Source organism: Streptomyces sp. SirexAA-E (assembly GCF_000177195.2).
In the GTDB taxonomy this organism is placed as follows: domain Bacteria; phylum Actinomycetota; class Actinomycetes; order Streptomycetales; family Streptomycetaceae; genus Streptomyces; species Streptomyces flavovirens.
This window is the reverse complement of sequence record NC_015953.1, coordinates 4,441,633-4,463,503: the sequence shown is the minus strand read 5'-3', so window position 1 is coordinate 4,463,503 and position 21,871 is coordinate 4,441,633. Positions and strand designations below refer to the sequence as shown.

Genomic DNA, 21,871 nt, shown 5'->3' with positions numbered 1-21,871 from the left:
GTCCCAGGGGGAACACCACCATGAGCCAGCCCGTCCAGCCGCCGAACCCGCCTCAGCAGCCTTACGGCGGCGGACAGCCCGCCGAGGGCAACCCGTACGCGCAGCAGCAGCCCGGTACCCCGTACCCGCCGCAGCCCGGCGCGCCGACCGGGAACCCGTTCGCGGGGCAGCAGCCCGGGCAGTTCGGTGGTGGCAATCCGTTCGCCCCGGCCGCGCCGGTGCGCAACAGCCTGGGACTCGGCATCCTCGCCGCCGTCGTCGCCGCCCTCGTGTCCGCCGGTGTCTACGGCGGGATCATCGGCGCCACGGAACACGAGATCGGCTACGCGGCTGTCGGTGTCGGCTTCCTGGTCGGCTTCGCCGCGGGCAAGATCGGCGGACGCAACCCCGTCCTGCCGGTCGTCGGCGCGGTCCTCGCCCTGGTCGGCGTCTACGGCGGCCAGCTGCTGGGAGAGGCGATCATCGCCACCAAGGTCGCACCGGTCACCGTCTCCGAGATGTTCTTCGACTACTTCGGCGTGCTGAACGAGGCGTGGAAGGAAGACTCCAGCCTGATCAGCTACCTCTTCTTCGTGATCGCCGCTGTCGCCGCCTTCTCGTCCGCCAAGAAGGCCGCCGGCTGAGCACCACCACGCGTACGCCAGGGCCCGGACCACGATGCGTGGTCCGGGCCCTGGCGTATCGGGACGGCGAGGTCAGCGGCGGTGCTGCGAGTCCGCCACCGTCACCTCGACCCGCTGGAACTCCTTGAGGTCGCTGTAGCCGGTGGTGGCCATCGCGCGGCGCAGGGCGCCGAAGATGTTCATCGAACCGTCCGGGTTGTGCGACGGCCCGGTCAGGACCTCCTCCGTGGTGCCCACCGAGCCGAGGTCGACCAGCTTGCCGCGCGGCACGTCCTCGTGGACGGCCTCCATGCCCCAGTGCCGGCCGCGGCCGGGCGCGTCCGTGGCGCGGGCCAGCGGGGAGCCCATCATCACGGCGTCCGCACCGCAGGCGACGGCCTTCGGGATGTCACCGGACCAGCCGACGCCGCCGTCCGCGATGACGTGCACGTACCGGCCGCCCGACTCGTCCATGTAGTCACGGCGGGCACCGGCCACGTCGGCGACCGCGGTCGCCATCGGGACCTGGATGCCGAAGACGTTGCGCGTGGTGTGCGCGGCGCCGCCGCCGAAGCCGACGAGGACACCGGCGGCGCCGGTGCGCATCAGGTGCAGGGCGGCGGTGTACGTGGCGCAGCCGCCGACGATGACCGGGACGTCCAGCTCGTAGATGAACTGCTTGAGGTTCAGCGGCTCGGCGGCACCCGAGACGTGCTCCGCGGAGACCGTCGTACCGCGGATGACGAAGATGTCCACGCCCGCGTCGACGACGGCCTTGGAGAACTGCGCGGTGCGCTGCGGCGAGAGCGCGGCGGCGGTCACGACGCCGGAGTCGCGCACCTCCTTGATGCGCTGCCCGATCAGCTCCTCCTGGATGGGGGCGGAGTAGATCTCCTGGAGCCGGCGGGTCGCGCTCTCGACCGGCATCTCGGCGATCTCGTCCAGCAGCGGCTGCGGGTCGGCGTGCCGCGTCCACAGCCCCTCGAGGTTGAGGACGCCGAGGCCGCCCAGCTCACCGATGCGGATGGCGGTCTGCGGGGAGACCACCGAGTCCATCGGGGCGGCCAGGAACGGCAGCTCGAACCGGTAGGCGTCGATCTGCCAGGCGATCGAGACCTCCTTCGGGTCACGGGTACGCCGGCTCGGTACGACAGCGATGTCGTCGAACGCGTATGCCCTGCGGCCGCGCTTGCCGCGCCCGATCTCGATCTCAGTCACGATGGTGTGGCCTTTCCCTCTACGTCTGCGCTGTCCAGTATCCCCGACGCACGCGTGAGGGGCGGTCCCGGGAACCCCGGCCCGCCCCTCACCTGCGCTGCTGGCTTACTTCCTGCTGTAGTTCGGCGCCTCGACCGTCATCTGGATGTCGTGCGGGTGGCTCTCCTTGAGCCCCGCCGAGGTGATGCGGACGAAGCGGCCCTTGCTCTCCATCTCGTCGACGGAGGCGGCACCGACGTAGCCCATGGTCTGGCGGAGGCCGCCGACCAGCTGGTGCAGGACGTTGGCCAGCGGGCCGCGGTAGGGCACCTGCCCCTCGATGCCCTCGGGAACGAGCTTGTCGTCCGAGGACACCTCGGCCTGGAAGTAACGGTCCTTGGAGTACGAACGTCCCTGGCCACGGGACTGCATGGCGCCCAGAGAGCCCATGCCGCGGTACGACTTGAACTGCTTGCCGTTGATGAAGAGCAGCTCGCCCGGGGACTCCTCGCAGCCCGCGAGGAGGCTGCCCAGCATCACGCTGTCCGCCCCGGCGGCCAGTGCCTTGCCGATGTCGCCGGAGTACTGCAGGCCTCCGTCGCCGATCACGGGGACACCCGCGGCACGCGCGGCGAGCGCGGCCTCGTAGATCGCGGTGACCTGCGGGACGCCGATACCGGCTACCACGCGGGTGGTGCAGATCGAGCCGGGGCCGACGCCGACCTTCACGCCGTCGACACCGGCGTCGATCAGCGCCTGGGCGCCGTCGCGGGTGGCGACGTTGCCGCCGATGACGTCGATGCCGACGCTCGACTTGATCTTCGCCATCCAGTCGAGGGCGTTGCTGTTGTGTCCGTGCGAGGTGTCGACGATCAGGAAGTCGACCCCCGCGGAGGCGAGCGCCTGCGCACGGTCCAGCGCCTCGGGGCTGGCGCCGACGGCCGCGCCGACCAGCAGACGGCCTTCGGCGTCCTTGGCGGCGTTCGGGTACTGCTCGGCCTTCTTGAAGTCCTTGACCGTGATGAGGCCCTTGAGGATGCCGGCGTCGTCGACCAGCGGCAGCTTCTCGATCTTGTGGCGGCGCAGCAGCTCCATGGCGTCCACGCCGGAGATCCCGACCCGCCCGGTGACGAGCGGCATCGGCGTCATGACCTCGCGCACCTGGCGCGCCCGGTCCGACTCGAAGGCCATGTCACGGTTGGTCACGATGCCGAGGAGCTTCCCCGCGGAGTCGGTGACCGGCACCCCGCTGATGCGGAACTTCGCGCAGAGCGCGTCCGCCTCGCCGAGCGTGGCGTCGGGGTTCACGGTGATCGGGTCGGTGACCATCCCCGACTCGGACCGCTTCACCAGGTCGACCTGGTTCACCTGGTCCTCGATCGAGAGGTTGCGGTGCAGGACGCCGACGCCGCCCTGACGGGCCATGGCGATCGCCATCCGCGCCTCGGTCACCTTGTCCATGGCGGCCGACAGCAGGGGGATGTTCACCCGTACGTTGCGCGAGATGAGGGACGAGGTGTCGACCGCGTTGGGCAGGACCTCTGACGCGCCCGGCAGCAGCAGCACGTCGTCGTATGTCAGCCCGAGCCTCGCGAATTTCTCGGGCACTCCGTCGACGTTTGCAGTCATGACACCTTCCCCAAATGGCCTTGATCGGTGCGGATGTCCATGCTAACGGGCTCGCGGGCCGTCTCATTCCACCATCAAGATCACCCGGACGCTCCGTGCGTTCCCACGAAGCCCCGGGCGTGGCCACGGCCGGGTTCCCACGCGGTCAGGGTGACGAAGCTCCCACCGGTCCGGCTCCGCGGACCGCCAGATCGCCCTACTGCCCAGCGAGAGCCCGCAGCCTGCTCAACGCGCGGTGCTGGGCGACCCGGACCGCGCCCGGCGACATCCCCAGCATCTGTCCGGTCTCCTCCGCGGTCAGCCCCACCGCGACCCGCAGGACCAGCAACTCGCGCTGGTTCTCCGGGAGGTTGGCGAGGAGCTTCTTCGCCCAGGCCGCGTCGCTGCTGAGCAGCGCGCGCTCCTCCGGCCCGAGTGAGTCGTCGGGCCGCTCGGGCATCTCGTCGGAGGGCACGGCCGTCGATCCCGGATGGCGCATCGCGGCGCGCTGGAGGTCGGCGACCTTGTGGCCCGCGATGGCGAAGACGAAGGCCTCGAAGGGCCGTCCGGTGTCCTTGTAACGGGGCAGCGCCATCAGCACCGCGACACAGACCTCCTGGGCGAGGTCCTCCACGAAGTGACGGGCATCACCGGGCAGCCGGCTCAGCCGGGACCGGCAGTAGCGCAGGGCAAGGGGGTGGACGTGGGCCAGCAGGTCGTGCGTGGCCTGCGCGTCGCCGTCGACGGCACGGTGCACCAGAGCACCGATCGCCGTCGTCTCGTCGTCGCGCATCGGACCATGGTGCCTTGAGGCCGTCTGATCCGTGGCATCGCGTCCCGAGTTGTGCACCGAAGCGTTATGAGCGGGTGCGCCGGATGTCATGTCCTGCGCCCTCCCCTTCCGCTCGACCGAATCGTTCCCGAGGAACTCCACACCTCAAGGATGCGGCATCGGCCGGGAAGCGTCACATAGCACCGGCGGGGCCGGTCCGGCGGCGGGTCCGGTGCCCACGGCGCCCCGTCCGCGGGACGCGGACGGGACCGTGCGACCGCCGGGCCGCCGCGGGTGTCAGCGGACCAGGCCCCAGCGGAAGCCGAGCGCCACGGCGTGCGCGCGGTCCGAGGCCCCGAGCTTCTTGAACAGACGCCTGGCGTGCGTCTTCACCGTGTCCTCCGAGAGGAAGAGCTCGCGCCCGATCTCCGCGTTGGAGCGGCCGTGGCTCATGCCTTCGAGCACCTGGATCTCCCGCGCGGTGAGCGTCGGCGCCGCCCCCATCTCGGCGGACCGCAGCCGGCGCGGGGCGAGCCGCCACGTCGGGTCGGCCAGCGCCTGGGTCACGGTCGCCCGCAGCTCGGCGCGCGAGGCGTCCTTGTGCAGATAGCCGCGGGCACCGGCGGCGACCGCGAGCGCGACCCCGTCCAGGTCCTCGGCGACGGTCAGCATGATGATCCGGGCGCCGGGATCGGCGGAGAGCAGCCGCCGGACCGTCTCCACACCCCCCAGGCCGGGCATGCGTACGTCCATCAGAATCAGATCCGAACGGTCGGCTCCCCAGCGGCGGAGGACTTCCTCGCCGTTGGCCGCCGTCGTCACACGCTCGACGCCGGGCACGGTCGCGACCGCGCGACGAAGCGCTTCTCGGGCAAGCGGGGAGTCGTCGCAGACGAGGACGGATGTCATGACCGTCCTCCGCAGCTGATGCGCGTCACCTTGAGCCTCCAGGCTGATACAAGTCGTCACCTGTGCGGTCGACCCCCTCGGACATCTGCCCGAGCTCGTTCTCCGTCAACCGCCTCCCCCTTCTCAACGACGGTCACTCGAAAGAGTTACGGGTCGAAGCATCCGGTTCGGCACTCTAAGTGAGGGGCCGCGTACGGAGGAGAACGACGCGGCGTCCACCGCCCACCGATCGAGCCACTCACCCTCACACATGCCCCATTTAGCGGGTTTTCTTCACTTTTGCTGGCGTCTGTAGCTAGATTCGCAAGAAGTCATATTTACATCTACTAACACCATGGATGTACGGTCGGAACTCCGGCCACCGACGATCACCTCATACGGCCACCGACGGTCGAGCAAGCCGTTCCGACTCAGCAAGGTTTCGAGGGGACACGCAATGGCAGATTTCTCCCGCCTTCCCGGACCCAACGCAGATCTGTGGGACTGGCAGCTGCTGGCCGCCTGCCGCGGGGTCGACAGTTCGCTGTTCTTCCACCCCGAAGGAGAACGAGGCGCGGCCCGGAGCGCCCGTGAGACCTCGGCGAAAGAGGTCTGCATGCGCTGCCCGGTGCGCGCCGAGTGCGCGGCGCACGCGCTCGCGGTGCGCGAGCCCTACGGCGTCTGGGGCGGCCTGACGGAGGACGAGCGCGAGGAGCTCATGGGCCGCGCCCGGAACTGTCTGATCACCGCCCACTCCGGCGCCCCGCAGAACGACCCCGGCCCCTCCTGACACCCCGCACGCCGCAACCGAACGCAGAAACGTTTCTTCGGACCCACGCCCCCGGGACGGCCCGGGTCAGCGTGCGGCCGCCCGCGCCAGCTGGTCCAGGGTGGCCGCCACCGCGGGGACCTGGGCGAGGTCCGGCAGGGTGAGGGCGACGATCTCCCGCTCCACCGCCGGCTCCACCGTCACGGTGCGAGCCCCCTTGCGGCGCACCGACTCCATGGCCAGCTCCGGCAGTACGGCGACGCCGAGGCCCGCCCCGACCAGCCCGATCACCGCGGGGTAGTCGTCGGTGGCGAAGTCGATCCGGGGGGTGAACCCGGACGCCTCGCAGACCTCCACCAGCTGGCGCCGGCAGCGCGGGCAGCCCGCGATCCACGGCTCGTCGGCCAGCTCCCCGATGCCGACCGCCTCCGCGCCGGCCAGCCGGTGCCCCTCCGGGACCAGTCCGATCAGCCGGTCCGCGAGCAGCGGGCGTACCACCAGGTCGTCCCACTCTCCGCCGGTCTCCCCGTAGCGGAAGGCCAGCGCGATGTCGCAGTCCCCGTCGCGCAGCATCTCCACCGAGCGCGGCGGCTCCGCCTCGACCAGGGAGACCCGGGTGCCGGGGTGCTCGGCGCGCAGGGCGGCCAGCGCGCCCGGGACCAGGGACGAGCTGCCGCTGGGGAACGACACGAGCCGGACCCGCCCGGCCCGCAGCCCGGCGATCGCCGCGACCTCCTCCTCGGCTGCGGTCAGTCCCGCGAGGATCCCCGACGCGTGGCGGACCAGCGCCTCCCCGGCCTGGGTGAGCCGCATCTCGCGCCCCGTACGGATGAGCAGCGGGGTGCCCGCCGAGGACTCCAGGGCCTTCATCTGCTGGCTGACCGCGGGCTGGGTGCAGCCCAGCTCACGCGCGGCGGCGGAGAACGAACCGGTGGTCGACACGGCGCGCAGGACTCGGAGATGACGGGCTTCGATCACCCTTCAACCATAAGCGGTGCTTGCAGGTCGAGCGAATTATTCCGAGGCGCCTTTGAGGGCCGAATGGTTAGTGTGTGCGCCATGAAGCTGCTGACCGTGAATCTGGGACGGCCCGAGGCCTCCGTCCACACCAACGGCCCCGACGGGCTCACCGGTATCGACAAGCGCCCGGTCGACGGGCCCGTCCAGGTGAGCGATCCGGGGGCGAAGGGTGTCGGCGGCAGCGGGCTGGCCGGTGACTCGGTGTGCGATCTGCGCCACCACGGCGGTTCCGACCAGGCGGTGTACGCCTTCGCGCGTGAGGAGCTCGACGTCTGGGAGCAGGAGCTGGGCCGGCCGGTGCCCAACGGTTTCTTCGGCGAGAACCTGACGACCTCGGGTGTCACGGTCAGCGAGGCGCTGATCGGGGAACGCTGGCTGGTCGGCGGCGAACTGGTCCTGGAGGTGACGTCCGGCCGTATCCCGTGCCGTACGTTCGCGGGCCAGGTGGGTGAGCGGGGCTGGGTGAAGCGGTTCACCCAGCGGGGCGTGACCGGCGCGTATCTGCGGGTCATCCGTCCCGGGACGATCCGGGCGGGCGACCCGGTCGAGATCGTGCACCGGCCGGAGCACTCCGTCACGGCCGCCCTGCAGTTCCGTGCCGTGACGACCGAGCGGCAGCTGCTGCCGAGTCTGCTGGCCGCCGGGGACGCGCTGCACGGTGAGTCGCTGCGGACGGCCCGGGAGTTCGTGGCCGCCCGGCGTTCCTGACCGCTCCCCGGGCTGGTCGGCGGCCCGTGCCCCCGGGGCACTAACGTGCCGCGTATGACGACTGCACTGATTACGGGCGCGACGGCGGGCCTCGGCGCCGCCTTCGCACGGCGGCTCGCGGCCGACGGGCACAACCTTGTGCTGGTGGCACGTGACACCGAGCGGTTGCGGGTCCAGGCCACGGAGCTGCACGACCGGCACGGCATCGAGGCTGAGGTGCTGACGGCCGACCTCTCCACGGACGCGGGGATCGAGACGGTCGAGGCACGGCTGGGCGACCGGGTCAGCCCGGTCGACCTGCTGGTCAACAACGCCGGGTTCGGCAACAAGGGGCGTTATCTGGACGTACCGCTGGCCGACGAGCTGACGATGCTGAAGGTGCACTGCGAGGCGGTGCTGCGGCTGACGTCGGCCGCGGTGACCGGCATGCGGGAGCGCGGTCGCGGCGGGGTGGTCAACGTGGCCTCGGTGGCGGCCTTCCTGCCCCGGGGCACGTACGGGGCGTCGAAGGCGTGGGTGGTGCAGTTCACCCAGGGCGTGGCGAAGGACCTGGCGGGCACGGGAGTGCGGCTGATGGCGCTGTGCCCCGGCTTCGTGCGGACCGAGTTCCACGAGCGGGCCGGTATGGGCACCGGCAACATCCCCGGCTGGATGTGGCTGGACGCCGACAAGGTGGTCACCGCGGCCCTGGCGGACCTGACCCGGGGTACGTCCGTGTCGATTCCCGACCCGCGGTACAAGGCGCTGATGGGTCTGGTGAAGGTGACTCCCCGGGCCCTGCTGGGCGGGGTCACCTCACGTGCGGGCCGCACCTACGGCCCGCGGTAGGCGGGCGAGCCACGGCCGAGGCCCGGTGCCCCCGCGACGGGGGCACCGGGCCTCGGCTGTGTACGGAGCCGTACTAGTGGGAGTGGCCGTGACCGTGGCCGTGGCCCGCCTCGGCCTCTTCCTCGGCCGGCTTCTCGACGACCAGGGTCTCGGTCGTGAGCAGCAGCGACGCGATGGACGCGGCGTTCTCCAGGGCGGAGCGGGTGACCTTGACCGGGTCGATGACGCCGGCCTTCACCAGGTCGCCGTACTCGCCGGTCGCGGCGTTGAAGCCCTGGCCCTTGTCGAGCTCGGAGACCTTCGAGGTGATGACGTAGCCCTCGAGGCCCGCGTTCTCCGCGATCCAGCGGAGCGGCTCGACGGCGGCGCGGCGCACGACCGCGACACCGGTGGCCTCGTCACCGGTCTTGCCGAGGTTGCCCTCGAGGACCTTGACGGCGTGGACGAGCGCGGAGCCACCACCGGAGACGATGCCTTCCTCGACCGCGGCGCGGGTCGCGGAGATGGCGTCCTCCAGACGGTGCTTCTTCTCCTTGAGCTCCACCTCGGTGGCGGCGCCGACACGGATCACGCAGACGCCGCCGGCCAGCTTCGCGAGGCGCTCCTGGAGCTTCTCGCGGTCCCAGTCGGAGTCCGTGGACTCGATCTCGGCCTTGATCTGGTTGACGCGGCCCTTGACGTCGGCGGAGTCGCCGCCGCCGTCGACGATGGTCGTGTCGTCCTTGGAGACGGTGACGCGGCGGGCGGTACCCAGCACGTCCAGACCGGCCTGGTCGAGCTTGAGGCCGACCTCTTCGGCGATGACGGTCGCACCGGTGAGGGTGGCGATGTCGCCGAGCATGGCCTTGCGGCGGTCGCCGAAGCCCGGGGCCTTCACCGCGACGGCGTTGAAGGTGCCGCGGATCTTGTTGACGACGAGGGTGGAGAGCGCCTCGCCCTCGACGTCCTCGGCGATGATGAGCAGCGGCTTGGAGCCACCCGCCTGGATGACCTTCTCCAGCAGCGGGAGCAGCTCCTGGATCGAGCCGATCTTGCCCTGGTGGATCAGGATGTACGGGTCGTCGAGGACGGCCTCCATACGCTCCTGGTCGGTCACCATGTACGGCGAGAGGTAGCCCTTGTCGAAGGCCATGCCCTCGGTGAACTCGAGGTCCAGACCGAAGGTGTTGGACTCCTCGACGGTGATGACACCGTCCTTGCCGACCTTGTCCATCGCGTCCGCGATGAGCTCGCCGACCTGCGGGTCCTGCGCGGAGAGCGCGGCCACGGCGGCGATGTCGGCCTTGTCGTCGATCGGGCGGGCGGTCGCGAGGAGGTCCTCGGACACGGCCTGCACGGCGGCGTCGATGCCCTTCTTCAGGGCGGCCGGGGAGGCACCCGCGGCGACGTTGCGCAGGCCCTCGCGCACCAGCGCCTGGGCGAGGACGGTGGCGGTGGTGGTGCCGTCACCGGCCACGTCGTTGGTCTTGGTCGCCACCTCCTTCACCAGCTGGGCGCCGAGGTTCTCGTACGGGTCGTCGAGCTCGACCTCGCGCGCGATGGTGACACCGTCGTTGGTGATGGTGGGGGCACCGAACTTCTTGTCGATGACGACGTTGCGGCCCTTCGGACCGATCGTCACCTTCACGGTGTCGGCAAGCTTGTTGACGCCGCGCTCAAGGGCGCGACGGGCGTCCTCGTCGAACTTCAGGATCTTCGCCATGGGCTGAGATGTGTCCTCTCGAACGAACTGCGCCCCTTGCCGCCCGGCTAGTCATCTCGCAGGGGGCCAGGGGCGCAGAACGGAAGCAAACGTGGGTGAATTACTTCTCGACGATCGCGAGAACGTCGCGCGCCGAGAGGACGAGGTACTCCTCGCCGTTGTACTTCACCTCGGTGCCGCCGTACTTGCTGTACAGCACGACATCGCCGGTCTTGACGTCGAGCGGCAGGCGCTCGCCGTTCTCGAAGCGGCCCGGGCCCACGGCCAGGACGACGCCCTCCTGGGGCTTCTCCTTGGCGGTGTCCGGAATGACCAGGCCGGAAGCCGTGGTCTGCTCGGCGTCGAGCGGCTGGACCACAATGCGGTCCTCGAGCGGCTTGATCGCAACCTTGGAGCTGGTGGTCGACACGATCCGGTCTCCCCCTTCGGAGATCTCACGGGGTTTAACAGTCTGTGGGGTGGCGACCAGGTCGATCCGTCGTCGCGGGTGCCGGACCTGCCCTGTCGCGCGGTGGTGCTGGCACTCTCCAGGGGGGAGTGCCAGACCTGAGACTATGGCCGCGGTTAGCACTCGGTCAAGCGGAGTGCCAATTCGGCACTCTCGCGTGGCGTGGACGGACCGTCCTCACGCCCGGCACAACGCGGAACCCCGCCGCGGCGTTCCGCACGGCGGGGTCCGGTCCGGGAGCGTTCCGTCAGACGTAGTCCTCCAGCCTGGCCACCGCGTATCCCTTGTCGGTGACCGTCTTCATGACGTGGCGGACCATGTCGGCCATGGACGCGTCCCAGTCCGACCGCCCGCGGAAGTGGGTCAGGATGATGTCGCCGGGGTGCAGGTCCTGGTCCCACTCCCGCCACTCCATGTGGTCGGGGAACGCCTCGGCGGCCCACAGGGGCACGGCCTTGACGCCGCAGGACTTGGCGATGCGCAGGGTGTCGCCGTTGTAGTTGCCGTACGGCGGCCGGAAGAGCGCGGGCCGCTTCCCGAAGTGCTCCTCGATCTTGTCCTGCTCGCCGCAGATCTCCTCGCGCTGCTCGTCCGCCGAGAGACCGGGCAGGTAAGGGTGGTTGAGCGTGTGGTTGTTGAGGGTGACGCCGCGCTTCTGCATCTCCGCGAAGTAGCCGTAGTCGTCGTTCACCTCGTAGTCGCTGAGGAAGGCGCTGTACGGGATGTTCAGCTCCGTCATCATCCGCAGCAGTTCGGGGTCCTTCTCCGCGCCGTCGTCCATCGTCAGGAAGACGATCCGCTCCTTCGTCGGCACGGTGGTGAAGACCGGGGGAAGGTCCTCGCCCTCGGCGCCGTCGATCTCGAACCCCTCGCGGGTGGCGATGCGGGGTTTCCGCGCGGGCGGTTCCGGGGCGGCCAGGGGGACCTGCGCGAGCCCCCACTTCTTCGCGGCGACCACGCGTGCGGCCTGCTGCTGCTTCCTCTCCTCGGCCCGGGAGTCCACCGCGGGCGCGGGCCCCGCCTGGGCGGCCGCCGCCCCCGGCCGGCCCGCCGCGGGCGAGGCCGGCTGTTCGCGGACCGGTGTGTCACCGCCCCCGTCGGCGCACCCGGAGGCGAGGGCGGCGACCAGCAGGGCGGCCGCGAGCGCGCAGACCGGTCTGTGGGGTTTCACGGAGAATTTTTCGTTTTGTCGTACTGTCTGCATGGCGCCGCATCCTGCCAGCCGTGTTCCGGGCCCCCGTCCCGACACTCCACCGGCTCCGCCCGGTCTCCCCGACTGGCTCACAATGGACCGGTGAACGCCCTCCCCCCGCCCGACGCCGCCCGCCCGACCGCAGAGGCCGGCCCGGCCGACCCGCTCGCCGCCCTCGCCGCCCTGCGCACCCCCCAGGGCACCGCTCTCCTGGACGAACTGCGCGACCACGACCCCGCCCGGGAGCTGGCCACCGCGACCCGGCTGCGCCGCAGCCATCCGGCCCACCTGGTCTCGGCGGCGCTCGGCCAGGCCCGGCTGCGGCAGCGCGCGGTGGCGAAGTTCGGGGCGGCGGACGCGTACCGGATGTTCTTCACGCCCGACGGGGTGGAACAGGCGACGCGTACCCCGGTCGCCACCCACCGCGCCGAGCGGTTCGCCCGGCTCGGCGGCGTCCGGAGCGTCGCCGACCTGTGCTGCGGGATCGGCGGCGACGCGATCGCCCTGGCCCGGGCGGGCATCTCGGTGCTGGCCGTGGACCGTGATCCGCTCACCGCCCAGGTCGCCCGCGCCAACGCGGAGGCCCTGGGCCTCCAGGACCGCATCGAGGTCCGGTGCGCCGACGTCACGGAGATCGACACCACCCCGTACGACGCGGTCTTCGTCGACCCGGCCCGACGCGGCGGGCGGGGCCGGATCTTCGACCCGGAGGCGTACTCGCCACCGCTGTCCTGGGCGACCGAGGCCGCGCTGAAGGCTCCGCGCGCCGCCCTGAAGATCGCTCCGGGCGTCCCGCACGAGGCCGTCGGACCGCAGGCCGAGGCCGAGTGGATCTCGGACGGCGGTGACGTCAAGGAGGCCGTGCTCTGGTTCGGCGAAGACGTCGAGCCGGGCACCTTCCGGGCCACCCTGCTCCCGTCCGGCGCGACCCTCAGCGCCGCCGGCCCGCTCCCCGCCCCGCCCGTGGGCCCGGTCGGCCGCTATCTGTACGAACCGGACGGCGCCGTCATCCGGGCACATCTGGTCGCCGCCGTGGTGGAGGAGTGCGGCGGCCGGCTGGTCGACGAGACGATCGCGTACGTCACCGCGGACGAGCCGTACGTGTCGCCGTACGCGACCGGGTACGAGATCACCGATCAGCTGCCCTTCAACATGAAGAAGCTGAAGGCCCTCCTGCGGGAGCGGCGCGTCGGGGTCCTGACCGTCAAGAAGCGCGGCTCCGCGGTCGAGCCGGAGGAGCTGCGCCGGAAGATGAAGCTCCAGGGACCGAACGCGGCGACCGTCTTCCTGACACGGGTGGCCGGGGCCCCGACCATGCTGGTCGGGCAGCCGATGAAGCGGCCCTGATCAGCGGCGGGCCGTCCGCAGCACCCAGCGGCGGTGGGTGAACGCCTTGACCAGGCCGATCAGCCCGGTCAGCCAGGCGATGAGGCCGAGCCCCATCCACAGGGCCACCATCCCGTAGGTGTCCTCCCCCGGCCGGGCCGTCGCCGGGACGGACACGCACACGAACAGGCCCACCGCGCACAGCAGGAACGACAGCACCAGCCAGACGGTGCTCGCCCGGGGTGCCCGCAGCCGCAGGTCGCCCTCCGGATCGGGCTCCAGCCCGCCCCACGCGTCCATGAGGCGGCGTACCCGCCGGTCACGCGCCACGCCCAGGGCGACGAACACGGCGGAGGGGACGAGGCAGCAGATACCGACGACGGCGAGGGCGACGCCCAGCATCACACCGAAGGGGTCGGAGCCCTCCTCGAAGGCGAGGAGGCCGGAGCCGACGAGTCCCCAGCCCACCGCGCCGAGACCCGCCCACACCAGCAGCACCCCCAGGGACCCCGGGCCGATGTGCGTCCTGACGAGTTCGCCCAGGACCACCGCCCGGTCCCGGAGCAGGGCGTCACGGTCGGGCCAGGTGCGGATCCCGACGGGCGGCGGAGGCGGCGGGAGCGGTGAACGGCGTGCCATGCACGGGAGGTTACCGATCCCGGGGCCTCGGGCCGGGTCACGACCGGTGGGACGGTCAGGGGGTCAGCGGGTAGGAGGCCCGGCCGGACGCCTCGTCGATCTCGTCGTGGGCCTTGGTGAGCAGCTTCATCGCCAGCTCGTTCAGTGCCCGGGCGCCGGCGATCTCCTCGCCCACCCTGGGCTGTTCGGTGTCGGATGGGTGGCGGCTGGCGTATCCGTGGGCGCGCACCTCGGTCCCGTCGCCGAGCCGTACCAGGGCGGCGGCGCGGGTCCGCTGGGTGTCCTCCTCGAATTCCAGCTCGATGTGCCATCCGACCGTGGCCTGCGTCATGTCGGTCACCTCCCGGGAGTCCTGCTTCAAGGGTGCGCCCGTCGGCCGGAGGGCGCACGCGCCGCCGGTTCGGAGCCTGTCCCGGTGACCGCTCCGTCGCAGGACCCGGCAGGCTCTCAGGCGTTGCGGAGCGTCTCGACGTCCAGCTTCCGCATCCCGAGCATCGCCTTCATGACCCGCTCCGCCCTGGCCTTGTCGGGGCCGCCGAGCAGCTCGGGCAGGACGCGCGGGACGATCTGCCAGGAGAAGCCGTACTTGTCCTTGAGCCAGCCGCAGTCGCTCTCCGCGCCGCCCTCGGTGAGGGCGGCCCAGAGCCGGTCCACCTCTTCCTGGGACTCACAGTCGACGGAGAGGGAGACCGCCTCGGAGAAGGTGAACGCGGGGCCGCCGTTGAGCGCCGTGTACTCCTGGCCGGCCAGCCGGAAGTCCACGGTGAGCACGGTGCCGGTCTCGCCGGGGGCAGCCTCGCCGTTGTAGGTGATGTCCAGGACCGCCGAGTCCCCGCCGAAGACGGAGACGTAGAACTCCGCGGCCTGCCGGGCCTGGTCGTCGAACCACAGACAGGGCCTGATCTTCTGCATGGTCTTCTCCCTCGCGCGGTGCGGGTGCGTCCCGAGGACGCTGTGCAAGGTAGACCGGTCCGGGCCCGGGAACTCATCGGGACACGCCCTGCGGCGTGTGCCGCTCAGCCGTCCGCGGGACCGAGCGACTCGAAACGCCAGCGGTGCACCGCGCGGGTCACCAGCTCCGCGTCCGGCTCCGGCAGCTCCGGCAACTCGGCGTCGTACGCGGCGTCCCACCAGGTCAGGACCAGCACCCGGTCCTGCGGGGCGCGCAGCAGTTCGCTGCCCAGCGGCCGCCGGGCCAGCTCGGCCGTGCGGGCCCGGGCCCACTCCAGCAGCTCGGAGCCCCGGCCCGCGGTGGCCCGGGCCTCCCACATCAGGGCGACGGTCATGAGTACAGGTTTTCCTTGCTGACCTCGTGCACGTGGTCGTGGCTGTGCGCCCCCGGCACGTGTGTCTCCGTCACCGGCAGCGAGGAGTCCGCGGAGAGCTCCAGGTCGGAGGCGGGGCGGTTGCGGGCGACCATCTCGGCGCCCAGGGCGGCGACCATCGCGCCGTTGTCCGTGCACAGTCCGGGGCGGGGCACCCGCAGCCGGATCCCGGCCCGCTCGCACCGCTCCTCGGCCAGCGCGCGCAGCCGTGAGTTGGCCGCGACCCCGCCGCCGATCATCAGGTGGTCGACGCCCTCGTCCTTGCAGGCCCGCACGGCCTTGCGGGTGAGCACGTCCACGACGGCCTCCTGGAAGGACGCCGCCACGTCGCGCACGGGCACGTCCTCGCCGGCCGCCCGCTTGGCCTCGATCCAGCGGGCCACGGACGTCTTGAGGCCGGAGAAGGAGAAGTCGTACGGGGCGTCGCGCGGGCCGGTCAGCCCGCGCGGGAACGCGATCGCCGCCGGGTCCCCCTCGCGCGCCAGCCGGTCGATGACCGGGCCACCGGGGAAGCCGAGGTCCAGCACCCGGGCGATCTTGTCGAAGGCCTCGCCCGCCGCGTCGTCGATGGTGGCGCCCAGCGGCCGTACGTCGGCGGTGATGTCGGGGGCCAGCAGCAGCGAGGAGTGCCCGCCGCTGACCAGCAGCGCCATGGTCGGCTCGGGCAGCGGGCCGTGCTCCAGCTGGTCCACGCAGATGTGCGAGGCGAGGTGGTTGACGCCGTACAGCGGCTTGTCCAGCGCGTACGCGTACGCCTTGGCCGCCGATACCCCGACGAGCAGCGCGCCGGCCAGTCCGGGTCCCGCCGTGACCGCGATGCCGTCGAGGTCGCGGGCGCTGATCCCGGCCTCCTTCAGGGCGCGCTCGATGGTGGGGACCATCGCCTCCAGGTGGGCGCGGGAGGCGATCTCCGGGACGACCCCGCCGAATCGTGCGTGGGTGTCGACGCTGGACGCGACGGCGTCGGCGAGCAGCGTCGTACCGCGCACGATGCCGACGCCGGTCTCGTCGCAGGAGGTCTCGATACCGAGTACGAGCGGTTCGTCAGCCATCAGTCTGTCTCTGTTCCTTGTACGGTCAGGCGCATGACGAGTGCGTCGATGTTCCCCGGCTGGTAGTAGCCCCGGCGGAAGCCGATGGGCTCGAAGCCGAAGCGTTCGTAGAGCTTCTGCGCGCGGGTGTTGTCGACACGGACCTCCAGGAGCACCGCCGCGCACTCGAAGGCGGTGGCGTGCCGGAGCAGGTCGGTCAGGAGTTCCGAGCCGAGTCCGCCGCCCCAGTGGCTCCGGCTCACGCCGATCGTCTGGACGTCGGCGAGGTCGCCGGCCGAGGCGAGGCCCGCGTAGCCGACGACGCGGCCGTCGGCGGGGTTCTCGGCGACGACGTAGCGGTGGGTGGCCCGGGGGCCGCGGGCGCGCGCCAGCTCGGACCAGAACATGCCGGCCGACCAGGCGTCGTCGGGGAACAGCTCGTGTTCGAGCTCCAGCACCGGGTCGATGTCCCACCAGCGCATCTCGCGGAGCACAGCGGTCGCGGTGGTCACTGCGGAGTGACCACCTTGTAGTTCTTCGGGACCTGGGCGTCGGGCCTGCGCAGGTAGAGCGGCTGCGGGGGCAGCAGTTCCCGGCCGGCCGCCAGCCGCTCGGCGGCGACGGAGGCGAGGGCTCCGGCGCTCACGTGCTCGGGCCCCCGGGCGTCGGGGAACGCCTCCCGGTAGAGCAGGGCGCCGGCCCCGACGACGGGCAGTCCGGCGAGCCGCTCGGCGATGTCGGCGGGCCGGTCGACGGCCGGCTCGCCGGTCCGGGTGCGGCCGTCCTCGTAGCGCGCCCAGTAGACCTCCTTGCGGCGCGCGTCCGTGGCCACCGCGAAGGGGCCCTCGACGCCGGCCGCGTGGGCGAGGCCGTCGAGGGTGCACACACCGTGCACGGGTACGGCCAGGACGGAGCCGAACGTCGCCGCGGTGACCAGGCCGACGCGCAGCCCGGTGTACGGGCCGGGGCCGACCCCGACGACCACGTCCGTGACGGCGTCGAGCTTCACCCCCGCCTCGGCGAGGACCCGGTCGACGGCGGGCAGCAGCAGTTCCCCGTGCCGGCGGGCGTCGACCTGACCCGTCTCGGCGACGACGCGGTCGCCGTCGTGCAGGGCGACGGTGACGGCGGGGGTGGCGGTATCCATGGCGAGCAGGAGCACACGAACAGCCTACGGCTCCGCCGACCGGCCGATCGCAGCCCGTACGGCTTCCCGGCGGGCGCCCGCGCTGCTGGTAGCGTCGCGCGGGTAGCCGGGATGTACGACGTACATGCTTGTAGGACATACGACGGACGGCCTGTGGAAGGGAGCTCACGGTGGCCAAGGGCAGCTCCGCGATCGTGGCCGGTCTCACTGCCGCGGCGGTGGCCGCGGTGGGTTTCCTCGCCTGTCAGGCGTCGGCGAACGCGCCCGACTCGGTCGGCGCGCCCTCGGCCGGGGCCTCTGCCGGCGTGAGCCCCGGGGCGTCCCCGAAGCCCGGACCGCCCAGGAGCCCGACGGCCGTCCCCGCCGACTCCGGTACGGGAGCGCGCGTCGTCTACGCGCTGGCGGAGCGGCGGGTGTGGCTCGTGGACGCCCGGGAGAAGTCCCTGCGGACGTTCCCGGTCATGCCGAGTTCGGTCAGCCCGCTGCCCGGCGAGTACCGGGTGTCCTCCCGCTCCGGCAGCATCAAGGGCTCGGACGGGGTACCGATCGAACACGTGGTGCGGTTCGCGGACGTCGGTGACGTGTCGGTGGGGTTCAGCGCGGCGCAGGACGGCTCGATGAAGGCCCCGGACCCCTCGATGAAGACGGGCGGGGTCCGGATGGAGCGCACCGACGGCAACGCGCTGTGGACCTTCGCGACGATCGGCGCGACGGTGGTCGTCGTTCCGTAGGACGGGCCGGCTAGGGCTTGTTTCGAAAGTAGCGCCGTCCGCCCGGAGGGCGGGTCCGACGGCGTCTGGTGCGTGCGATCGCAAGGCGGAGGGTCGCCCCGATACTGGATGTATCGGGGCGATACCGACAACGCAGCGAGCGTGCGTGCCAGGCGTCGCCGGACAGGCGGGACTTTCGAAACAAGCCCTAGGCCGCGTCGCGTCGGGCGCTCAGCGGGGTCTCCTCGTCGGCGTCGGCCGCCGGTTCCTCGCGGGGCGGTGTCGAGACCGCCGTCGCGGCGGCACAGGAGGCCAGCAGGTCCTTCATCGACACGGCGGCCGGTGCCGGCGGATCCGTCCGCGGCACCTGCGGCTCCACTTCACGCTCGGGTGTCGGCATGCATGCCTCCTCGGGCCTTGGCTCAGGACGTGGTTAGGTAGACCTAACCAAGTCTCCTTTCCCATGTGACCACGCCCGCCGCCCTCGGCGCAACATTTTCCCGACGCCTTGTCGGGAAAAGAGGGATCAGGCCCCCGGAAGCTCCGTCCGCAGCCCCGACCAGCGGGCCCCGATGCCGACCAGCCGTACCGTGCGCCGCTCGTCGTCGGTGTCGCCGACCGCGCGGTCGATGACCACGTGCAGCCGGTCCTCCGCGAGCTCCTCCACCTTGCCGTCGCCCCACTCCACGACGACGACCGACTCCGGCAGCGACACGTCGAGGTCCAGGTCCTCCATCTCGTCGAGCCCGCCGCCCAGGCGGTACGCGTCGACGTGGACCAGGGCGGGACCGGTGCCCAGCGGCGGGTGGACGCGGGCGATCACGAACGTGGGTGAGGTCACGGCACCGCGTACGCCGAGGCCCTCACCGAGACCGCGGGTCAGGGTGGTCTTGCCGGCGCCGAGTTCGCCGGTGAGCATCACCAGGTCGCCGGGGGCGAGCACGGCCGCGATGCGGCGGCCCAGATCCCGCATCTGTTCGGGGGACTCGACGGCGAGGTCCAGGGTGACGGTGCCCGGTGCGCCGGCGGCAGCCGCCGGGCCGTTCTGCGCTGCTTCCATGCGGGCAACGGTAGAGGATCAGGGCGCTTCGGCCGGAACCGCTCCGATCCGTACCAGCAGGTCCGCGAGCCGGTCCGTGACGGTCTGCGGGTGCTCCAGCATCACCAGGTGCCCGGCGTCCGGCACGATGACCAGTTCCGCGTCCGGCAGCTGGTCCGCGATGGCCTCGCTGTGCGTGCTGGGGGTCACCAGGTCCTTGTCGCCGGCCAGGATCAGCACCGGGACGTCCCGGAAGGCGGGCAGCGCCCCGCTCTTGTCGTGCTCGGTGAAGGCGGGGTAGAACTCGGCGACCACGTCGATCGGGGTCGACTCGATGAGCCGCTCCGCGAACCGCGACACGGCCGGGTCCACGTCCCGGGAACCGAACGAGTACCGCTTGATCAGCCCCGCGAACAGGTCCGCGGTCGCCCGCCGCCCCCGCTCCACCAGCTCCGTCTGCGAGCCGAGGGCCCTCAGCACCCCGGGCAGCACCCGGCGTACCGCGTTCACGCCCGCCACCGGCAACCCGAAGTTCACCTCGCCGAGCTTCCCGCTGGAGGTCCCGACGAAGGCGACCGCGGCGACCCGGTCACGGATCAGTTCCGGGTGGCGGTCGGCGAGCGCCATCATCGTCATGCCGCCCATGGAGTGCCCGACCAGCACCAGCGGGCCCTCGGGGGCCGCCGCGTCGATGACCGCCTTCAGGTCGCGTCCCAGCTGGTCGATGCCGAGCGGTACGCCCTGGGCCTGGTCGCGGCCCCGCCCGGACCGGCCGTGGCTGCGCTGGTCCCAGTGCACCGTGCGGACCAGGCCGCGCAGCGCGGCCCGCTGGAAGTGCCAGGAGTCCTGGCTGAGGCAGTAGCCGTGGCTGAAGACGACGGTGACGGGGCCGGGCGCCTTGCGCCCGAAGAGCCGGCGGCGGCGCGGACCGGTGCCGCTTCCCTTCGCGCCGGGGCCGGGGGCGGATTCCGGTTCGACCTCGTCGACCTCGTAGTACAGCTCGGTTCCGTCGTCCGCGACGGCCCGGCCGGGCTGCCCGCGCAGCGAGCCGTACGGGCCGGAGGCGTCCAGGGCCAGCCGGGCCTTCTTGCGCATGCCGCGCCCGACCGTGAGCCGCTCGACGGCGACCCCGGCGGCCGCGCCCGCCGCGAGCACCCCTATCGCCGCTCCGGCGAAGCCCGCCCGGCGCCAGCCGGCCGCCGCGACGGCCGCCGTCGCCGCCACGTCCCCCGCACCCGCGGTGGTCTCGCTCACCGTGCCGTACTCCTTCGCCGTCGTCTGCCTCGTCGGTGGAGGGCCCGGACGCGCCGGGCCGGGTGTCAGCCCCGCTCGGGCGAGGCGTGCAGATGGACCCGGGGCACGCGTCCGCTGATACGGGTGACGATCTCGTAGCCGATGGTGTCCGCCGCCACCGCCCAGTCCTCGGCGCCGGGCTCGCCCTGGTCCCCCGGTCCGAACAGCACCGCCCGGGCGCCGGGCCGCGGGGTGTCGCCCCCGAGGTCGACCACGAACTGGTCCATGGCGACGCGACCCGCGACGGTGCGGACGGCACCGTCGATCAGCACCGGCCCCCGCCCGGAGGCGTGGCGCGGGATGCCGTCCGCGTAGCCGAGCGGTACCAGGGCGAGCGTCGTCTCGGCGGAGGTCGTGTAGTGGTGGCCGTAGCTGATGCCGTGGCCCGGCGGCACCTCCTTGACGAGCGCCACCGAGGCGGAGAGCGTCATCACGGGGCGCAGCCCGAAGTCCGCCGGGGTGCCCAGGGCGGGGCTGGGCGAGAGGCCGTACATGGCGATCCCGGTACGGACGAGGTCGAAGTGGGACTCCGGGAGGGTGAGGGTGGCCGGGGAGTTGGCGATGTGCCGCACCTCGGGCCGCACGCCCTCCTTCTCGGCGTACGCCACCATGTCGCGGAACGCCGTCAGCTGGGCCGCGATCGACGGGTGGCCCGGCTCGTCGGCGCAGGCGAAGTGGGACCAGAGACCGGTGACGCGCAGGGTGCCCGCCTCCTCGGCGCCGCGGGCGGCCGAGACGAGTTCCGGCCAGTCGGCGGGCTGGCAGCCGTTGCGGCCCAGTCCGGTGTCGGCCTTGAGCTGGACCCTGGCCGGCCGGCCCGCCGCGGTGGCGGCCTCCACGACCTCGCGCAGCGCCCACATCCCGCTCACCGAGACGTCGATGTCCGCCTCGATCGCCTCGCGCCAGGGCCCGCCCGGCGTCCACAGCCAGCACATGACCCGGCCGCCGACACCGGCCTCACGCAGGGCGAGGGCCTCCTGCGGGGTCGCGGTGCCCAGCCAGGTGGCCCCGGCCTCCAGCGCCGCCCGGGCGCAGGGCAGCGCGCCGTGTCCGTACGCGTCGGACTTCACCACGGCCATGAGCTGCGCCCCGGACGCCCGCGCCCGCAGGACGCGCACGTTGGCGCGCAGGGCGGCGAGGTCGATCTCGGCACGGGCTCTCAGGGACGCTGTCTCATTCATAACGGGCCCAGTCTCTCACTGGCCCGTGGCCGCGCCCTCGGCCTCCCGGGCCGGGAGAGGCGTCAGCGGCGGCGGGCGAGGTGTTCCAGGTGGTCCACCAGCACCGGGACATGGCTGTCCGCGACGTCCTTCACGGCCGTGACGAGGGTGACCGGTCCGCCCGCGCCGAGCAGGCCGGCCAGCTCGTCGACGGCCCGGGTGTGCGCCGGGTCGCCGAGCTCCGTGCGGTAGCGGTCCACGAAGCCGTCGTGGCGGCCCTCGGGATCCTGGTGGTACCAGGACCGCAGCTCCTTCGACGGGGTGACGTCCTTGGCCCACACGTCGACGGCGGCGCGCTCCTTGGAGATCCCGCGCGGCCACAGCCGGTCCACCAGCACCCGGGTCCCGTCGACCTCCTCGGGCGGGTCGTACACCCTGCGTACGCGTACGGCGTCGTCCACGGCCCT

26 protein-coding genes are annotated in these 21,871 nt (G+C 72.1%); 6 read left to right on the top strand and 20 right to left on the bottom strand.

Translation table 11 applies throughout. From position 1 onward, the window contains the following. Nucleotides 1–20 precede the first annotated feature (20 nt). Nucleotides 21–623, top strand: coding sequence for a hypothetical protein (locus tag SACTE_RS20105; protein WP_014047842.1), 603 nt, complete (start codon nucleotides 21–23; stop codon nucleotides 621–623). Nucleotides 624–695: 72 nt separating this feature from the next. Here the strand turns inward: SACTE_RS20105 and SACTE_RS20100 are convergent, their stop codons facing one another. The 4 genes from SACTE_RS20100 to SACTE_RS20085 form a co-directional block, all read right to left on the bottom strand. After that, nucleotides 696–1,820 (bottom strand): GuaB3 family IMP dehydrogenase-related protein, encoded by a 1,125-nt coding sequence (locus tag SACTE_RS20100; RefSeq protein ID WP_014047841.1) that lies wholly within the window; start codon nucleotides 1,818–1,820, stop codon nucleotides 696–698. 105 nt (nucleotides 1,821–1,925) lie between these two features. After that, the gene (guaB, locus tag SACTE_RS20095; RefSeq protein ID WP_014047840.1) at nucleotides 1,926–3,428 is read right to left on the bottom strand and encodes an IMP dehydrogenase; all 1,503 of its coding nucleotides are present in this window, start codon (nucleotides 3,426–3,428) and stop codon (nucleotides 1,926–1,928) included. A 196-nt stretch (nucleotides 3,429–3,624) separates the two neighbouring features. After that, on the bottom strand, nucleotides 3,625–4,200 hold the full coding sequence (locus tag SACTE_RS20090; protein ID WP_014047839.1) for a sigma-70 family RNA polymerase sigma factor: 576 nt from the start codon (nucleotides 4,198–4,200) through the stop codon (nucleotides 3,625–3,627). 276 nt (nucleotides 4,201–4,476) lie between these two features. Then, nucleotides 4,477–5,088 carry a response regulator transcription factor gene (locus SACTE_RS20085; RefSeq protein ID WP_003948568.1) on the bottom strand — a complete coding sequence of 204 codons (612 nt, stop codon included), beginning with the start codon at nucleotides 5,086–5,088 and terminating at the stop codon, nucleotides 4,477–4,479. Nucleotides 5,089–5,524: 436 nt separating this feature from the next. Between SACTE_RS20085 and SACTE_RS20080 the strand changes: the two genes are divergently transcribed. Continuing rightward, nucleotides 5,525–5,857, top strand: coding sequence for a WhiB family transcriptional regulator (locus SACTE_RS20080; RefSeq protein WP_014047838.1), 333 nt, complete (start codon nucleotides 5,525–5,527; stop codon nucleotides 5,855–5,857). 66 nt (nucleotides 5,858–5,923) lie between these two features. Here the strand turns inward: SACTE_RS20080 and SACTE_RS20075 are convergent, their stop codons facing one another. Continuing rightward, entirely contained in the window at nucleotides 5,924–6,814 is an 891-nt protein-coding gene (locus tag SACTE_RS20075; RefSeq protein ID WP_014047837.1) for a LysR family transcriptional regulator, read from the bottom strand. An 81-nt stretch (nucleotides 6,815–6,895) separates the two neighbouring features. Between SACTE_RS20075 and SACTE_RS20070 the strand changes: the two genes are divergently transcribed. After that, nucleotides 6,896–7,564, top strand: a complete 669-nt coding sequence (locus SACTE_RS20070; RefSeq protein ID WP_019993546.1) for an MOSC domain-containing protein — start codon at nucleotides 6,896–6,898, stop codon at nucleotides 7,562–7,564. 54 nt (nucleotides 7,565–7,618) lie between these two features. After that, complete coding sequence (locus tag SACTE_RS20065; RefSeq protein WP_014047835.1) at nucleotides 7,619–8,392, top strand: SDR family oxidoreductase; 774 nt, start codon at nucleotides 7,619–7,621, stop codon at nucleotides 8,390–8,392. Nucleotides 8,393–8,465: 73 nt separating this feature from the next. Here the strand turns inward: SACTE_RS20065 and groL are convergent, their stop codons facing one another. The 3 genes from groL to SACTE_RS20050 all read right to left on the bottom strand — a co-directional run bounded on the left by groL (nucleotide 8,466) and on the right by SACTE_RS20050 (nucleotide 11,746). Then, nucleotides 8,466–10,094, bottom strand: coding sequence for a chaperonin GroEL (gene groL, locus SACTE_RS20060; protein ID WP_014047834.1), 1,629 nt, complete (start codon nucleotides 10,092–10,094; stop codon nucleotides 8,466–8,468). Between the two features lie 100 nt (nucleotides 10,095–10,194). Continuing rightward, on the bottom strand, nucleotides 10,195–10,503 hold the full coding sequence (groES, locus tag SACTE_RS20055; protein ID WP_003966899.1) for a co-chaperone GroES: 309 nt from the start codon (nucleotides 10,501–10,503) through the stop codon (nucleotides 10,195–10,197). Between the two features lie 286 nt (nucleotides 10,504–10,789). Further along, nucleotides 10,790–11,746, bottom strand: a complete 957-nt coding sequence (locus SACTE_RS20050; protein WP_014047833.1) for a polysaccharide deacetylase family protein — start codon at nucleotides 11,744–11,746, stop codon at nucleotides 10,790–10,792. A 171-nt stretch (nucleotides 11,747–11,917) separates the two neighbouring features. Between SACTE_RS20050 and SACTE_RS20045 the strand changes: the two genes are divergently transcribed. Further along, nucleotides 11,918–13,081 (top strand): methyltransferase domain-containing protein, encoded by a 1,164-nt coding sequence (locus SACTE_RS20045; RefSeq protein WP_202529545.1) that lies wholly within the window; start codon nucleotides 11,918–11,920, stop codon nucleotides 13,079–13,081. Here the strand turns inward: SACTE_RS20045 and SACTE_RS20040 are convergent, their stop codons facing one another. The 7 genes from SACTE_RS20040 to tsaB all read right to left on the bottom strand — a co-directional run bounded on the left by SACTE_RS20040 (nucleotide 13,082) and on the right by tsaB (nucleotide 17,202). Then, the gene (locus SACTE_RS20040; RefSeq protein WP_014047831.1) at nucleotides 13,082–13,699 is read right to left on the bottom strand and encodes a hypothetical protein; all 618 of its coding nucleotides are present in this window, start codon (nucleotides 13,697–13,699) and stop codon (nucleotides 13,082–13,084) included. It lies immediately after the preceding gene. Nucleotides 13,700–13,754: 55 nt separating this feature from the next. Then, nucleotides 13,755–14,030: a DUF1876 domain-containing protein gene (locus SACTE_RS20035; RefSeq protein ID WP_014047830.1), complete on the bottom strand. Its 276-nt coding sequence runs from the start codon at nucleotides 14,028–14,030 to the stop codon at nucleotides 13,755–13,757. 116 nt (nucleotides 14,031–14,146) lie between these two features. Continuing rightward, a complete protein-coding gene (locus SACTE_RS20030) occupies nucleotides 14,147–14,611 on the bottom strand; it encodes a VOC family protein (RefSeq protein WP_014047829.1) in 465 nt (154 codons plus the stop codon). A 104-nt stretch (nucleotides 14,612–14,715) separates the two neighbouring features. Further along, nucleotides 14,716–14,985, bottom strand: a complete 270-nt coding sequence (locus SACTE_RS20025) for a hypothetical protein (protein WP_014047828.1) — start codon at nucleotides 14,983–14,985, stop codon at nucleotides 14,716–14,718. After that, on the bottom strand, nucleotides 14,982–16,076 hold the full coding sequence (gene tsaD, locus SACTE_RS20020; protein WP_014047827.1) for a tRNA (adenosine(37)-N6)-threonylcarbamoyltransferase complex transferase subunit TsaD: 1,095 nt from the start codon (nucleotides 16,074–16,076) through the stop codon (nucleotides 14,982–14,984). Before tsaD ends, SACTE_RS20025 begins: the two co-directional genes overlap by 4 nt. Beyond that, the gene (gene rimI / locus SACTE_RS20015; RefSeq protein WP_014047826.1) at nucleotides 16,076–16,567 is read right to left on the bottom strand and encodes a ribosomal protein S18-alanine N-acetyltransferase; all 492 of its coding nucleotides are present in this window, start codon (nucleotides 16,565–16,567) and stop codon (nucleotides 16,076–16,078) included. The genes tsaD and rimI overlap by 1 nt, the downstream gene beginning before the upstream one ends. Then, entirely contained in the window at nucleotides 16,564–17,202 is a 639-nt protein-coding gene (gene tsaB, locus SACTE_RS20010) for a tRNA (adenosine(37)-N6)-threonylcarbamoyltransferase complex dimerization subunit type 1 TsaB (protein WP_014047825.1), read from the bottom strand. The genes rimI and tsaB overlap by 4 nt, the downstream gene beginning before the upstream one ends. 170 nt (nucleotides 17,203–17,372) lie before the next feature. On the opposite strand from tsaB, the gene SACTE_RS20005 reads away from it, so the two are divergent. Continuing rightward, the gene (locus SACTE_RS20005) at nucleotides 17,373–17,933 is read left to right on the top strand and encodes a hypothetical protein (protein WP_014047824.1); all 561 of its coding nucleotides are present in this window, start codon (nucleotides 17,373–17,375) and stop codon (nucleotides 17,931–17,933) included. Between the two features lie 187 nt (nucleotides 17,934–18,120). Here the strand turns inward: SACTE_RS20005 and SACTE_RS20000 are convergent, their stop codons facing one another. The 5 genes from SACTE_RS20000 to SACTE_RS19980 all read right to left on the bottom strand — a co-directional run bounded on the left by SACTE_RS20000 (nucleotide 18,121) and on the right by SACTE_RS19980 (nucleotide 21,865). Beyond that, a complete protein-coding gene (locus SACTE_RS20000; protein ID WP_014047823.1) occupies nucleotides 18,121–18,312 on the bottom strand; it encodes a hypothetical protein in 192 nt (63 codons plus the stop codon). Between the two features lie 126 nt (nucleotides 18,313–18,438). Next, a complete protein-coding gene (gene tsaE / locus SACTE_RS19995) occupies nucleotides 18,439–18,972 on the bottom strand; it encodes a tRNA (adenosine(37)-N6)-threonylcarbamoyltransferase complex ATPase subunit type 1 TsaE (protein WP_014047822.1) in 534 nt (177 codons plus the stop codon). 18 nt (nucleotides 18,973–18,990) lie between these two features. Beyond that, a complete protein-coding gene (locus SACTE_RS19990) occupies nucleotides 18,991–20,205 on the bottom strand; it encodes an alpha/beta hydrolase (protein ID WP_014047821.1) in 1,215 nt (404 codons plus the stop codon). A gap of 65 nt (nucleotides 20,206–20,270) precedes the next feature. Then, the gene (alr, locus tag SACTE_RS19985; RefSeq protein ID WP_014047820.1) at nucleotides 20,271–21,425 is read right to left on the bottom strand and encodes an alanine racemase; all 1,155 of its coding nucleotides are present in this window, start codon (nucleotides 21,423–21,425) and stop codon (nucleotides 20,271–20,273) included. A 62-nt stretch (nucleotides 21,426–21,487) separates the two neighbouring features. Next, on the bottom strand, nucleotides 21,488–21,865 hold the full coding sequence (locus SACTE_RS19980) for a DUF488 family protein (protein ID WP_014047819.1): 378 nt from the start codon (nucleotides 21,863–21,865) through the stop codon (nucleotides 21,488–21,490). Nucleotides 21,866–21,871 lie beyond the last annotated feature (6 nt).

Bases quoted from the DNA above. Each gene is read 5' to 3' on its own strand.
- SACTE_RS20105 (WP_014047842.1), top strand. From the start codon at position 21: ATGAGCCAGCCCGTCCAGCCGCCGAACCCGCCTCAGCAGCCTTACGGC.
- SACTE_RS20030 (WP_014047829.1), bottom strand. From the start codon at position 14,611: ATGCAGAAGATCAGGCCCTGTCTGTGGTTCGACGACCAGGCCCGGCAG.
- SACTE_RS20025 (WP_014047828.1), bottom strand. From the start codon at position 14,985: ATGACCGTCGCCCTGATGTGGGAGGCCCGGGCCACCGCGGGCCGGGGC.
- SACTE_RS20050 (WP_014047833.1), bottom strand. From the start codon at position 11,746: ATGCAGACAGTACGACAAAACGAAAAATTCTCCGTGAAACCCCACAGA.
- alr (WP_014047820.1), bottom strand. From the start codon at position 21,425: ATGAATGAGACAGCGTCCCTGAGAGCCCGTGCCGAGATCGACCTCGCC.
- tsaD (WP_014047827.1), bottom strand. From the start codon at position 16,076: ATGGCTGACGAACCGCTCGTACTCGGTATCGAGACCTCCTGCGACGAG.
- tsaB (WP_014047825.1), bottom strand. From the start codon at position 17,202: ATGGATACCGCCACCCCCGCCGTCACCGTCGCCCTGCACGACGGCGAC.
- groL (WP_014047834.1), bottom strand. From the start codon at position 10,094: ATGGCGAAGATCCTGAAGTTCGACGAGGACGCCCGTCGCGCCCTTGAG.
- tsaE (WP_014047822.1), bottom strand. From the start codon at position 18,972: ATGGAAGCAGCGCAGAACGGCCCGGCGGCTGCCGCCGGCGCACCGGGC.
- SACTE_RS20090 (WP_014047839.1), bottom strand. From the start codon at position 4,200: ATGCGCGACGACGAGACGACGGCGATCGGTGCTCTGGTGCACCGTGCC.
- guaB (WP_014047840.1), bottom strand. From the start codon at position 3,428: ATGACTGCAAACGTCGACGGAGTGCCCGAGAAATTCGCGAGGCTCGGG.
- SACTE_RS20085 (WP_003948568.1), bottom strand. From the start codon at position 5,088: ATGACATCCGTCCTCGTCTGCGACGACTCCCCGCTTGCCCGAGAAGCG.
- SACTE_RS20000 (WP_014047823.1), bottom strand. From the start codon at position 18,312: ATGCCGACACCCGAGCGTGAAGTGGAGCCGCAGGTGCCGCGGACGGAT.
- SACTE_RS20070 (WP_019993546.1), top strand. From the start codon at position 6,896: ATGAAGCTGCTGACCGTGAATCTGGGACGGCCCGAGGCCTCCGTCCAC.
- SACTE_RS20040 (WP_014047831.1), bottom strand. From the start codon at position 13,699: ATGGCACGCCGTTCACCGCTCCCGCCGCCTCCGCCGCCCGTCGGGATC.
- SACTE_RS20035 (WP_014047830.1), bottom strand. From the start codon at position 14,030: ATGACGCAGGCCACGGTCGGATGGCACATCGAGCTGGAATTCGAGGAG.
- SACTE_RS20065 (WP_014047835.1), top strand. From the start codon at position 7,619: ATGACGACTGCACTGATTACGGGCGCGACGGCGGGCCTCGGCGCCGCC.
- SACTE_RS20080 (WP_014047838.1), top strand. From the start codon at position 5,525: ATGGCAGATTTCTCCCGCCTTCCCGGACCCAACGCAGATCTGTGGGAC.